General features: G+C 36.2%; 9 protein-coding genes. 6 read left to right on the top strand and 3 right to left on the bottom strand.

Annotated elements, in window-relative coordinates; translation table 11 throughout:
* Positions 1-3 precede the first annotated feature (3 nt).
* The 3 genes from B9T27_RS13155 to B9T27_RS13165 all read right to left on the bottom strand — a co-directional run bounded on the left by B9T27_RS13155 (position 4) and on the right by B9T27_RS13165 (position 3,257).
* Positions 4-324 carry an ArsR/SmtB family transcription factor gene (locus tag B9T27_RS13155; RefSeq protein ID WP_086207268.1) on the bottom strand — a complete coding sequence of 107 codons (321 nt, stop codon included), beginning with the start codon at positions 322-324 and terminating at the stop codon, positions 4-6.
* A gap of 263 nt (positions 325-587) precedes the next feature.
* Positions 588-1,766 (bottom strand): OmpP1/FadL family transporter, encoded by a 1,179-nt coding sequence (locus B9T27_RS13160; RefSeq protein ID WP_086207269.1) that lies wholly within the window; start codon positions 1,764-1,766, stop codon positions 588-590.
* 105 nt (positions 1,767-1,871) lie between these two features.
* On the bottom strand, positions 1,872-3,257 hold the full coding sequence (locus tag B9T27_RS13165; protein WP_086207270.1) for a hypothetical protein: 1,386 nt from the start codon (positions 3,255-3,257) through the stop codon (positions 1,872-1,874).
* A 261-nt stretch (positions 3,258-3,518) separates the two neighbouring features.
* Between B9T27_RS13165 and B9T27_RS13170 the strand changes: the two genes are divergently transcribed.
* The 6 genes from B9T27_RS13170 to B9T27_RS13195 all read left to right on the top strand — a co-directional run bounded on the left by B9T27_RS13170 (position 3,519) and on the right by B9T27_RS13195 (position 13,646).
* Positions 3,519-4,421: a LysR family transcriptional regulator gene (locus B9T27_RS13170; RefSeq protein ID WP_086207271.1), complete on the top strand. Its 903-nt coding sequence runs from the start codon at positions 3,519-3,521 to the stop codon at positions 4,419-4,421.
* Between the two features lie 44 nt (positions 4,422-4,465).
* Complete coding sequence (locus tag B9T27_RS13175) at positions 4,466-5,899, top strand: coniferyl aldehyde dehydrogenase (RefSeq protein WP_086207272.1); 1,434 nt, start codon at positions 4,466-4,468, stop codon at positions 5,897-5,899.
* A 388-nt stretch (positions 5,900-6,287) separates the two neighbouring features.
* Positions 6,288-8,024, top strand: a complete 1,737-nt coding sequence (kdpA, locus tag B9T27_RS13180; protein WP_086207273.1) for a potassium-transporting ATPase subunit KdpA — start codon at positions 6,288-6,290, stop codon at positions 8,022-8,024.
* Positions 8,025-8,029: 5 nt separating this feature from the next.
* Positions 8,030-10,057, top strand: a complete 2,028-nt coding sequence (gene kdpB / locus B9T27_RS13185) for a potassium-transporting ATPase subunit KdpB (RefSeq protein ID WP_086207274.1) — start codon at positions 8,030-8,032, stop codon at positions 10,055-10,057.
* Positions 10,058-10,067: 10 nt separating this feature from the next.
* The gene (kdpC, locus tag B9T27_RS13190; protein WP_086207275.1) at positions 10,068-10,673 is read left to right on the top strand and encodes a potassium-transporting ATPase subunit KdpC; all 606 of its coding nucleotides are present in this window, start codon (positions 10,068-10,070) and stop codon (positions 10,671-10,673) included.
* A 312-nt stretch (positions 10,674-10,985) separates the two neighbouring features.
* Positions 10,986-13,646, top strand: coding sequence for a sensor histidine kinase (locus tag B9T27_RS13195; RefSeq protein ID WP_086207276.1), 2,661 nt, complete (start codon positions 10,986-10,988; stop codon positions 13,644-13,646).
* Positions 13,647-13,648 lie beyond the last annotated feature (2 nt).

Here is a 13,648-nt window from a genome sequence, read left to right on the forward strand (position 1 = left end):
GAATCATGAGTTCAGTTCAATTGGACAATACAACTGATAGAGTTGATTTAAAATTAAAACCAGTTTTTCATCTTTAACTGAATAATAAATTTGCTTTCCATCACGGCGGGTTTTGACAACATCATTTTTTCTGAGCATCATCAATTGCTGTGAAAGTGTGGGTTGCATAATTTGAGTTTTTTCTTCAATTTGGGAAACATTTAATTCTTCCTGAACCAAATGGCATAAAATAAGTAAGCGATCTGTATTGGCTAAAGATTTTAATGCCGTGACCACTGTATCTGCAGCATTACGCATTGCTTCTATTTCGATATTCTGACTCATTCAATTTTCCCCAATATTGAGAACGAAATATTATAACGCTTTATGGGAAAATATTTTTTATAAATATATTTTTAATAAAAGTTCTAATCAAATCAATTGAAAGTGGGTTAAATGTTGATCGCTACTATTTTAGTATAAGAAAAATAAGAAAGTTAGCTTTTGATAAAATTAAAAACTAACTTTCTGATAACTTGAAAAGCTTTTTAAGCTGGAATGTATCCCATTAAATTTTTTATCGCTTAAATTATCTCAAAACAGGATGATTATTTATGTTGATACGACAATTTAACGCCAAAACCGACATTATTATTATCGGAGAATTCACCAATGACATCGCCATTTTGACGTTTAGCTTTGGCGTCACCCAGCCATAAATATTTCCCGCCTACAGCTATGGATAAAGTATTGCTCAGATTATATTGAACACCTATGCCTGTTCCCCAATAACCATCAATTGGACCCAATGCATTAGCAGGACTGCCAAGACCAGAATCCCAATTTAAAGATGTAGAAACCGCCCATTTAGAATTCAATTTATGGGATAAACCTAATTGGGCAGACCATTGATCATTTTCATAGGTTAAAAGTGGTACACCTTGTTTAGTCGGGCTATTTGTAGCTGTTTTTTGATAAAGGTGATAAGGCTTAAATGCAAAGTCACTCCAAGGGACCCATCGTACATTAAAGTTAAGTAATGTTGATTTATTTAAACCTGTTTGTAAATCAAAATTGACTGACTCTGGCGTTGTAAATGTGACAGAATGAATTAACTTCTCATCACTGATTGCCGTAAATGATTCCGTTGTTTGTGTGTCATGATTAATTTCAGATCGATAAGTTAATCCCGCTTTTAAGCCAATTTCTGGTTTTTTAAATACAATGCCTGTCACCCAGCCCACAGCTTTATCGGATTTTAATGTTGCTTGATAATTGGCGCTGGCTTTATAAATTTGACCTCTGAGCTTAACTTCGCCTTCTATTTCTTGCAGCGCAGGGCCTCCAAACAACATTACTTTAGAATTAACATTCCAACCTAATAAACCAGTAAAATTGTTACTTTCAAATTCTGCTTTTGTTCCTTCGGTTGTACCATTGGCTAAAGTTGAAATAAAATCGCTTTCGCCATAGTGCTGTACATTACTACCAAATGGTTGATCAAAAATAACTCCTAAACTAAATTGCTCATTAATGTCCGATTTGACAGCCCATCTTAGGCCAGAACTATTTTCCACAATATTTCTAGTTTCATTGGCAATTCGTGCGGTACTTAAGCCCGTATCTGTACCTTGTACATCTGGTTCAATGTAGTTGTACGAAACTTCAGCATAAGTACCATTTTTCCATAACTCTGTGACTGATTGCCCCGATCGGTCTAGTCCAGAAGCAAATGCCATGTTGGGAATAAATAAAATAGTGCTCGTTGTTAGAATTAATTTATTCATGTGATTTCAAATTCCATTTGAATACGATGATTAAGTTTTTATATAAATCAGGGCAATCTAATTACATTTAAATTGCCCTGATTTTTTGATGCTGTTTTGGGATAATTACGAATTATTACAAGGTAAGAACGTCTCTAATTGATTTGGCATTAGGTAATTTGTTTTAGGCATATATTCACCCATTACTCCAACTAAATCCTTTTGAGTTTCAATATTGGTAAAGGTATTTTTAAAGTCTGGAGAAGAGAGCATGTGACGAATTTGTATCACTGAAACATCGTCATCGAATACCCCATCACCATCATCTGCCATTGGTAACCAACCGATACCACATTCTGGTTTTGCATTTCGAGGACGATCCTCGGCACGACTAACTACAACGGTATAATAACCCTTGTCATCTAATGGAATTTCTTCATCAAATAAGCAGTCATTGACTCGAGTATTAGCAAAACTTTGATTCGAGCAAATAGACCAATATCTTAATTGACCTTGTGACATCACAGCATCGCTGTTAAATGTCTTTGCAACGGTTGGTGCTTTACCGCGCATCACAAATAATTTTCCATATTTTCTATTGGCAATTGTTCGAATGTATTGGTTGTCTAAGTTCGGATAAAAGCCACCTTCTGAACGTCGTGCATTTTCATTAAATTTACCTGTATAAATACCAATTAAACTTTCACGATCAAGCTGGATATACCATTCTGCAGGATTTTTAGCAGGCCATGTATCCGGTTTATCGGCTTGTTGAGCCAATTGACGATATTGATAGGGTGGAATACTTGCGGCGGCAGCAGTCAGTTGTAGCGGTTGCTTGGTATTCAGCTTTCCACAGGCTGAATCACCACTGACTACTGTCCCATCAGCCAGTGTTAATTTTGGTGTAGGTAAATTAACACCGCCAGTAATATCTTTGTTTTTATCGGGGAGATAAATTCGATAAAGCACAGTCTGTTGCCCAGTACCATATTGTGGAACATGTAATTTATCAACACTTTGTGCTTGACCTAATTGCCCAACGAGACGTTGAACTTCTGGGGCACTGCTGACAATCTCAACTGAATAATCGCGTTTATGACTATCACGTTTATTACCCGTTACAAATGGATTAACTGAACCCTGATTTGGTTTGATTAAATAATCCGCTGCGGATTCAATGGGTTTTCCTGCATTATCATAACTAATTAAAGACATATAGCGTGAATGTGGATATTGTCCTTGTATTTCCAGTTTAGCGCCTTTAGGGACTGTAAATGTCGCAGCCCAATAATAAACATTTGCATCTGGATAAGCCATATTCAAATAAGGATCAGCACTATGTGGCCCACGAGACCAGAAACATGTTCTTGGCCCAGGAATCCCCGAAGCATCTATTGAAGCAGAACTATTTTTTAAGTTTTTCTGACTAGCATCATTTGCTGCATAGCTCATACCCGAGGATAAAAGCATCAGGCTAGACATACTTGAAGCAAGTAAAACATTTCTCATTCTAACATCCATATCATTTTTCAAATTAGGAACACATTTAAATAAGAGTGCTTAAGTAAGGCATTCTTCTTTGATTAAAAATAAATCAAGAAAATGAATCATAGATAATAAAAAAGTAAATTGGTAATTCAATTAAAATATTAAAGTTATAGTTTTTAGAAATACCCGAGTTAAATTATTTTAACGTTCTTGAAAATATATTATTTTTAATATAAGTTCTCTTTAAATATGCTGTATCAATTTACGATTTGTTGAGAAAATATGTTAAAGCCAAATCACCTTAAACAAATCATCGTGTTAGCAGAAATTGGCTCAATTAATAAAGCCGCGAATGTATTGCACATGACGCAACCATCGTTAACAAATAGTATTAAAAAACTTGAACATCAATTGGGAATTCCGCTCTTTGAACGTACGACCAAAGGAGTGAAACCAACTTTATATACTGCACATATTATTAGAAAAGGAAAAAAGCTACTTTCTGATTTTAATGTATTACATAAAGAAATTCAGTTACTTGCTAGTGGCCAAAACGGAGAGTTACATATCGGTTGTGGCCCAGTCATTATTCATACTGTGATCCAAGAAATAATTACAAAATTTAGCTCACTGTATCCCAACATTGAAGTCAATATTCATGTTGATCATCCGCGAAAAATTGTCGACAAAGTAAAAAATGGCTCCTTTGATATTGGATTTCTCAGTACTGAATATATTAATGTAGAAAATAATTTTAAGACTTTATCTTTACATAAAGAAAATATTTTTTTTATTGCAAATTCTTCTCACCCAATTCTATTGGAAGATAATATTTCGATTAATTCAATTTTAAAATATCCATTAGCTTTACCCAAAATTTTCATTGAAAATATGGTGGATTTTAAAACAAATTTATTTGAGGCCAATATTAATATTCGAACCTGTTTAACATCAAATGATTATAATTTATTATTACATACAGTTCGTCATACAGATGCAATCACTGCAGCACCCCAGCATCTATTTGATCGCTACAAGAGCAGTAAAGATTTAGTCTGTTTAAATTATACCAATGAAAATCTGTATTGGCATGCACATGCTTTATATGATCCTATTCGAATGTATTCGACCAGTACTAAATTATTTTTAGATATGATTGTCGATTGGTTTAATCAAAAGAATTAGTTTTATATTTTAAATAATTTACCATAAATTTTAGGAATTGAGTCATGGATAGTACCAATTTAAATTATGAACAAAATGCAGAAATCGGATTGTTTAAAGAGATATTTCGAGAGCAGAAATTAAGTTTTGAAAAAGATAAATATCCTGTACTAAAATCAAGGAAAGAAAGTCTAAATACGCTCAAAAAAATGATTATCGATAATCAGGATTTAATAATTGATGCGATTAACCAAGATTTTAAAAGTAGAGCACGACAAGAAACCATTACTTTCGAAATTTTACCCTCTGTATTAACGATCAACTATACGCTTAAACATCTGAAAAAATGGATGGCACCGCAAAAAAGACATGTGCATTTGCTATTTCAACCAGGTTCAGCATCAATTTACTATCAGCCACTTGGTGTAGTGGGAGTGATTGTTCCATGGAACTATCCTCTCTTTTTAGCAATGGGCCCGCTCATACAAGCATTGGCTGCAGGTAATAAAGTAATGATTAAGATGAGTGAATTTACACCTCATTTTTCGTTATTGCTGAAGTCCTTAATTTCACAATATTTTGATAAAAATCAGATTAGTGTGATTCTAGGTGATGCACTCATTGCTAGTGAATTTACGCAGTTACCATTCGATCATTTGCTATATACGGGGTCGACCAATATTGGTAAGAAGGTGATGGCTGCTGCTGCAAATAATTTAACACCAGTCACATTAGAGTTGGGTGGAAAATCTCCCGCGATTGTCTGTTCTAACAGCAACATTCACGATGCAGCAGAAAAAATTGCTTATGGTAAGCAGGTTAATGCAGGGCAAACTTGTGTTGCACCAGACTACGTTTTTATTCATAAAGATAAAGTTACTGAATTTGTTACGCATTATACAAATACGATTCAAGCATTTTATTCGAATACAGTGAATAATTCTGATTACACTGCAATCATCAACCATATTCAAAATAATCGATTACGGCATTATATTGAGGATGCAAAATCTAAAGGTGCCACGGTTACTTCAATCCTTCCTGAAGGAGCCAAAATTTATGTAGAACCAACCTTAATACAGAATGTTGATGATTCTATGCTCATTATGCAAAATGAAATATTTGGCCCCATTTTACCGATTATTACATTTGATGATTTGAATCAAGCTATTGATTATATAAATAATAGACCACGGCCATTAGCATTATATTTATTTAGTAATAACAGCAATGATCAAAATAAAGTCATACATGAGACACACAGCGGAGGAATGTGTATCAATGAAACTGTTCTACATGTGGGTGTCGATTCATTACCATTTGGTGGGATTGGCGGTTCAGGTATGGGGCATTATCATGGTTATGAAGGTTTTATAACCTTTTCCAAAGTGAAATCTGTTTATAAAAAATCATTTATTAATTTAATGAAGTTTTTATATCCTCCTTATAGTCAAAATACTTTTTTTTATCAAATTTTGAAAAAACTTTTTATTAAATAAAATTTTTATAGATACACTTATTCTAAAAATATGAGTGTTTGAATTCTAAATTTTATTCAATGACTTATAACCTAAAGCGTAACAAAGATACTTTAGGTTGTTGAGTTATTTTTGAAATATAAATATTTGATTTAAATACTTAGGTTTTAGTGATATTGAGGAAAATTTTACGTAAATTTTACGGCAAATATATATCCTGAAATAGAGAGTTTACGCTGTTATTTTTCATACTAGGTTGTGGAATATCCCCGATGTTTAGGATGAAAACGATGGTTGCTAAATTCATAGCTCATCAACAAGTAAAGCATCACTTCTCATGCTTACAGCACAATCTATCTAAAAATATAATACAGCTGAACATGAGCATTTTTTCAACAGGAGAAATGCCATGTTAGAGCTAATCTGTCTTTTACTGATTGTCACTCTTTTGGCTTTTCCTCTTGGAAAATATCTTGCGACAATTATGCAAAACCGTGAGATGAAAATTGATCCTCTATTTAATTGGCTTGAGAGACCGATTTATGCAGTTTTGGGTACACATCCGAAACAAGGGATGAACGTTAAAACCTACATACTGAGTTTTATATTCAGCTGCATGGTCATTGGTTTGATAGTTTGGGGCCTATTTATGGTGCAAGCTGGGTTGCCTTTAAATCCCAATAATGCACCCAATATGTCGTGGGATCTGGCTTTACATACCATGATTTCATTCTTGACCAATACCAATCAGCAGCATTATTCAGGTCAAGCACAACTATCTTACTTATCTCAAATGGTTGGTATTGTCGGTCTGCAAGTTATTACCCCAATGATGGGTTTAGCCATGGTAGTGGTGACCATTCGTGTTTTATTCTTTGATCAATCCAATGCGCAGTCAGCGATTGAGTCGAACACACCTGAACAAAATCTTTCTAATAAAATTCAAATAATTAATGTCGGAAATTATTGGGCAGATGTGATTCGTCCAACCTTTCGCTTTTTATTACCGCTCTGTCTTATTTGGGCATTATTTTTAAATAGCCAAGGCGTACCTTCAACGTTCCAAGGTGGGCCGGAAGTCCAAGTTATAGATCAAACCACCGAATTAAAAACTCAGAAAATTCCACTTGGCCCAGTTGCACCAATGGTTGCTATTAAGCAATTGGGTAGTAATGGTGGTGGATGGTATGGGCCGAATAGTGCTGTACCTTTAGAAAATCCAACACCATTGTCTAATTTTATGGAAATGCTGGGAATTTTACTCATTCCTATTTCTGTCATTTTTATGCTGGGTTTTTTTACGAAACGTCCAAAATTTGCAGCCTTTGTTTTTGGTTCAATGCTTTTAATGTCAGTTATTTCAGCTTCCAGTGCAATTTGGTCTGAAAGTCTTTCGCAAACCGCATCGCAAGTTTCAGTGATGGAAGGCAAAGAAATGCGTTTTGGTGAAGCATCTTCGGCACTGTGGTTGGCACTTACCACGCAAGTCAATAATGGCTCAGTCAATATGATGCACGATTCTGCTGCACCATTAACAGGATTAATTGCACTGTCGAATATGCTGATTAATGCCATTTGGGGTGGTATTGGTTGTGGTTTGCAACAATTTATCATTTATTTATTCTTAGCTGTGTTTATTGCAGGATTAATGACTGGACGTACGCCTGAACTTTTTGGTCGAAAAATTGAAGCTGGAGAAATTAAGTTACTTGCTATCGTGATTCTGATTCAGCCAATTGTAATTTTAGGATTAACCTCAATTACATTGTTTTTCCCTGGTTTAACGGGAAATAGTAACCCTGCATATCATGGGGTTTCTCAAGTTTTATATGAATATGTATCTGCATTTGCCAATAATGGCTCAGGTTTTGAAGGTCTGGCAGACAATACCGTTTGGTGGAATGTCACCTGTAGTATTGCACTCATTTTAGGACGATTCCCAACGCTGATTATTCCTCTGATTATTGCCACTCGTTTGGCGGCTAAACGCCAAGCACCTGAAAGCAACGGTAGTTTAAAAGTTGAAACCCCAACTTTTGCTTTAACGCTCATTGCTATCGTGGTGATGTTGACCTTATTGCAGTTTATGCCTGTCTTGGTATTAGGGCCAATCGCTGATCATCTCTTATTGGTTCAGGTGGAGTAATATTCATGAATAATCCCAAAAATTCCCAAAAAAATATTTCAACGCTTTTTCAAGCTGAAGCATGGAAAGATGCCTTTATTAAACTTTTGCCACAACATGCAATTAAAAATCCAGTTATGGCGATTGTGTGGTTAGGGACACTTATCACCTTAATCAGTACCTTATTTGGCAAAGCAAACTTTGTTTTCGGTTCGCTGGTGACCTTAATTTTATTTATCACCGTATTGTTTGCCAATTATGCAGAAGCCATTGCAGAGGCTAAAGGGCGAGGTCAGGCTTCATCACTCAGACAAGCACGCCAAAATTTAACAGCCCGTCGTTTAATGTCTTTGGAAGATAAAGAGGGTGCTCAAGTTGCTGCGACACTTTTAAATATCAATGATCTAATTGAGGTACGGGCGGGCGAGCTCATTCCAGCAGATGGGGAAATTATTCATGGCTTTGCAACGATTAATGAAGCAGCAGTAACAGGGGAATCCGCACCGGTACTTCGTGAAGCGGGAACAGACCGTTCTGGAGTCATTGCTGGAACGAAGGTTTTAACGGATCGTATTATTGTTCAGGTGACCGCAGAATCTGGGCATAGCTTTTTAGATCGAATGATTGCTTTAGTTGAGGGTTCAAATCGTCAAAAAACACCCAATGAGATTGCGCTGGGTATATTACTGACAGTGATGACTGTGACCTTTATTATTGTGGTCTGTAGTTTACCAATTATTGGTCATTTTCTAAATATTTCGATGAATCCCATTCTTTTAGTTGCCTTATTGGTATGTCTTATTCCAACTACCATTGGTGGGTTATTACCAGCGATTGGGATTGCAGGGATGAACCGCGCCTTAAAAGCCAATGTGATTGCCAAATCAGGTAAAGCTGTCGAAATTGCAGGGGATATTGACGTCCTTTTACTCGATAAAACTGGAACAATTACCTATGGTGATCGTCAAGCAACCGTATTTTATCCACTTACAGGGGTTTCTGAATCTGAACTGCGTCAAGCAGCAGTCTTAACGTCGCTGGCAGATCCTACGCCTGAAGGAAAATCAGTCGTTGCTCTGGCTAAAGAACTGGGTGAAAAAATCATTGATCCAGAACAGGCAGAATTCATTCCTTTTAATGCATCGACACGTATTTCTGGGATAAATTTGGCAGATGGGCAACAAATTCGTAAAGGGGCATTAGATGCAATTTTAAAATTTACATCACAAGAAATTTCTCACCACAGCGAACTTAAAACGCATGTCGAGCAAGTTGCATCAAAAGGTGCGACACCACTTGTCGTTGCATGCGGACAAAATCTATTGGGAGTAATTGAACTTTCAGATGTCATTAAATCAGGGATTAAAGAAAAGTTTGCTCGTTTACGTGAAATGGGGATTAAAACCGTGATGGTGACAGGGGACAATCCACTCACTGCTGCTGCCATTGCTGCCGAAGCGGGTGTTGATGATTATATTGCAGAAGCCAGACCTGAAGATAAGCTAAATTGTATTCGTAATGAGCAAAATAAAGGTCATCTGGTAGCAATGGTCGGTGATGGTACCAATGATGCACCTGCACTTGCACAGGCAGATATTGGTTTGGCCATGAATTCAGGTACACAAGCAGCCAAAGAAGCCGGCAATATGGTGGATTTAGATTCAGATCCGACCAAATTATTGGCTGTGGTTGAAATTGGTAAACAACAACTGATTACTCGTGGCGCATTAACGACTTTCTCTTTAGCGAATGATATTTCAAAATATTTTGCGATATTACCTGCACTTTTTGTTGCCGCCATTCCACAAATGCATGTGTTAAATGTCATGCAATTGGGAAGTCCTGAAACTGCGATTCTTTCGGCACTCATTTTCAATGCCATTATTATTCCACTACTCATTCCAATTGCTTTACGTGGAGTAAAATTTAAACCTTCAACATCAACACAATTATTACGTCGTAACATGATGATTTATGGGGTAGGTGGAGTGTTATTGCCATTTTTTGCAATTAAAGCAATTGATCTTGTTATTAATCACGTTTTAGTCTTGTAAGGTGATGAACATGAATACAGTAAATGCAGAACAGTTAGTACAACCTTCCTATACTTCAATCATCCGTGCTTCGATTGGATTAAGCGTCATAAGTTTAGGATTATGTGGTTTTTTATATAGTTCAGTCGCTACGGGTCTAGGGCAATTGATATTTCCCGACCAAGCCAGTGGCAGTATGATTGAGTTAGATGGAAAAATTTTAGGTTCAAGTCTAGTGGCTCAAACTTTTCAGGATCCTCAATATTTTCAAGCTCGGCCTTCGGTAGCTCATTATGATCCAATGGCGATGGCTGGAAGTAACATGGCAAGAACCAATCCTGAATTGACTAAAATCATTGCACAACGCATTGCAGATATTGAAGCCAAGGATCATGTGAGTCCTAAGCAAATTCCAAGTGATTTGGTGACTGCCTCAGGCAGTGGTATAGATCCTGAAATTAGTATTCAAGCTGCGATGATTCAAGTGAAACGTGTCGCCTTACAAAGGCATTTAACTGATCAACAAGTGATTAAACTGATTCAAGAACAGACATTAAAACCAACTTTGGGCTTTTTAGGGCAAGAACGGATTAATGTTTTGGAGTTAAATTTAGCTTTGGATCAGATGAAAAAATAGGATTTTGATATCCATAGACTGTCCGATATATAATTTTTTATTATGAGCTGCTGTCATAAAGTTTAATGGTGGCAGCTCATAGGTTATTTTTTCGAATAAAGTACTCTAGAACCAAAATTATGAAAACAGCATTAGATATAAAATATCAGTATGTCTTCATATTTATTGATTTAATTACTGCAACATGATGAACCAGATTTTGAAATATATTTTCCCTAGACCGTTTCAGTTTTGCGCTAGGAATTTTATGAATAGAGTGAATAAAAGAATGATCTACCAGATGACTTTTTCCTATTTTAAAAAGATAGATTTATGACTGAAAATCGAAATAATAAAGTAGATGCTTTACTGCAACATGCACAACGCTATCAGTCAGGGCGATTAACCATTTTTTTAGGTGCGGCCCCTGGGGTAGGAAAAACCTATGCGATGTTAGTTCGCGCCCGTGATTTATTTCAGCAAGGGCAAAATATTATTATTGCTTATATCGAAACACATGGTCGCTTAGAAACTGAAAAACTGATTGAAGGATTACCTTTAATTCCACGAAAAATAATGCAATACCAAGGGCATTCTCTTGAAGAAATGGATTTGGATGCAGTTCTTTACCAGAAACCTGACATTGTATTGGTAGATGAGTTTGCGCATAGCAACATACCTAAAAGTCGGCATGAAAAACGCTGGCAAGATATCAATGAATTACTTGATGCTGGTATCGATGTTTTTACCACCATGAATATTCAGCATCTAGAAAGTTTAAATGATGTGATTTATCAGATTACAGGTATTCGAGTCAAAGAAACCGTGCCAGATCGAGTCTTTGACCGAATTCGCGATATTCGTTTAATTGACTTGCCTGTGAATGAACTTTTAGAACGATTAAATCAGGGTAAAGTTTATATTCCTGAACAAATACAACATGCGCTACAAGGCTTTTTCAATGCTTCCAATTTGACGGCTTTACGTGAGCTGGCAATGCAAACAGTTGCAAGTCATGTCGATAGTGATGTCCGGGAAAACTTTGCTTTACATGGGCTAATACCTATTCCACTCAAAAATCATATTTTGATTATGCTGGATGGATTAGGACAATCTGAAGCCTTGGTTCGGGCAGGTTGTCGGATTGCCGAAAATCGGTTAGCCGCTTGGACGGTCGTGGTGTTTATGGATGAACATCAAAACCAGCATAAAAAATTAGATGCTCAAAGTAGAGAAATCGAACGGGCGCTCAATCTCAGTCGTCAACTGGGTGGAATGACTGAAATTTTATATGGCCAACAACACACTAAAATTTTATCTGAATTTGCATTGGAACGCGGCATTTCAACCTTAGTCGTGGCACAAACCCAACAGAAACAACATCGGTTTAGCTTAAAACCAAATTTGATTAAACAAATATTACAACATCATCCAAATTTCGAACTCAGTATTGTTCCGATTCAATCAGAAATCAGGCACGTTCAACATAGTTTTCCCAAAAATCTATTTTTAAGTCTAAAAGAGTCTATTTTTGTTTTATTAACGACAATTATTAGTATTGTGATCGCAAGTCTTGGAGAAAAACTGCTTGGCATTGAAGAGCTTTCGGTTGTTTTTATCACAGCGGTGGTTTTTGTTGCATCAAAAACACGAATGACAGCAGCAGTATGTTCAGCCATCATTTTTTTTCTGGCTTATAATTTTTTCTTTATTATACCTAAATATACCTTACAAATTTCAGCACATCAGGGTGTGATTACGGTTGTGGCTTTTTTAGCTGCTGCACTGATTGCCAGTCGTTTGGCTTCTCGATTACGAGAACAAGTCACGGCGTTAAAAGCTGCGAATAGTTATAATAGTATTATGCAAGATTTAGGACAAAAACTCTCTATTGCCGCAAATTTAGAACAAATGCATGTGATTGCAAAGAAAAGTTTAGAGCAAAATTTAAAGGCAGAAATTTTATTCTATATTCCAAATCAAGAGGCGCTTGTCAATGATTCAAATCATTTACAACTTTCAGAGAAAGAAAAAATATCAGCCGAATGGACGATCGCTAATCATCAACCGTCAGGTCGTTTCACGCAAACTCTGACTGAAAATGAATGGTGGTTTTTACCACTTTTGGCATCTAAATTATGTTTAGGTGTCATTGGCGTAAAATTTAACTATGAAATAAAGAATCTTAGTGTTGAACAAAAACGCTTAACTGAAACTATGATTGAGTATATTGCTCAAGCAATTTCAAGGGCTAAGCTTACTAAAGAATTAGAAATTGCCAATGTCACATCTGAAACAGAGAAATTACGTTCTGCGTTATTATCATCCGTGTCACACGACTTACGTTCACCTTTAGCATCAATTATTGGTGCTGCAGAGACTTTGAGTAATTATCGACACTCTATGGATGAAGCTGATCAAAATAGTTTACTTGAGGCTATCCAATTGGAAGGTGAGCGTTTAGATCGTTATATCCAGAATCTATTAGATATGACACGTTTGGGTCATGAAGGCTTAAGCTTAAAACGCGATTGGATTGGGATGGATGAGTTAGTCGGCTCCGCAGTACGCAGGTTAAATCGATATTTACCAAAAGTCGATGTACATATTGTGATGCCTGAAGCCACAATTAGTTTATTCGTACATGCTGCATTAATTGAACAAGCAATTTTTAATGTTTTAGAAAATGCGGCAAAGTTTTCACCCGAAGATGAAGTAGTTGAAATTGAAGTCAAAAAAATTGATGATACACAGGTTCAAATTACCATTAGTGATCAAGGCCTAGGCATACCAGAAGATGAGCGTAATCGAATCTTTGATATGTTTTACACGATGCAGCGCGGTGATCGTGGACAATATGGTACTGGTTTAGGTTTAACCATTGTTAAAGCGATTATTGGGGCTCATATGGGGCAAATTTCAGCAACTTCTGCAAAAAATAATCGTGGAACATGTATTCGCATCTTGCTTCCTATACAGCAAATTATGGCATAAAA

The organism is Acinetobacter sp. ANC 4648, assembly GCF_002135345.1.
Taxonomy (GTDB): Bacteria; Pseudomonadota; Gammaproteobacteria; order Pseudomonadales; family Moraxellaceae; genus Acinetobacter.

What these genes read in the sequence shown, in the direction of transcription:
- B9T27_RS13175 (WP_086207272.1), top strand. Translation starts at nt 4,466, where the DNA reads ATGGATAGTACCAATTTAAATTATGAACAAAATGCAGAAATCGGATTG.
- kdpC (WP_086207275.1), top strand. Translation starts at nt 10,068, where the DNA reads ATGAATACAGTAAATGCAGAACAGTTAGTACAACCTTCCTATACTTCA.
- kdpB (WP_086207274.1), top strand. Translation starts at nt 8,030, where the DNA reads ATGAATAATCCCAAAAATTCCCAAAAAAATATTTCAACGCTTTTTCAA.
- B9T27_RS13160 (WP_086207269.1), bottom strand. Translation starts at nt 1,766, where the DNA reads ATGAATAAATTAATTCTAACAACGAGCACTATTTTATTTATTCCCAAC.
- kdpA (WP_086207273.1), top strand. Translation starts at nt 6,288, where the DNA reads ATGTTAGAGCTAATCTGTCTTTTACTGATTGTCACTCTTTTGGCTTTT.
- B9T27_RS13170 (WP_086207271.1), top strand. Translation starts at nt 3,519, where the DNA reads ATGTTAAAGCCAAATCACCTTAAACAAATCATCGTGTTAGCAGAAATT.
- B9T27_RS13165 (WP_086207270.1), bottom strand. Translation starts at nt 3,257, where the DNA reads ATGAGAAATGTTTTACTTGCTTCAAGTATGTCTAGCCTGATGCTTTTA.
- B9T27_RS13155 (WP_086207268.1), bottom strand. Translation starts at nt 324, where the DNA reads ATGAGTCAGAATATCGAAATAGAAGCAATGCGTAATGCTGCAGATACA.
- B9T27_RS13195 (WP_086207276.1), top strand. Translation starts at nt 10,986, where the DNA reads ATGACTGAAAATCGAAATAATAAAGTAGATGCTTTACTGCAACATGCA.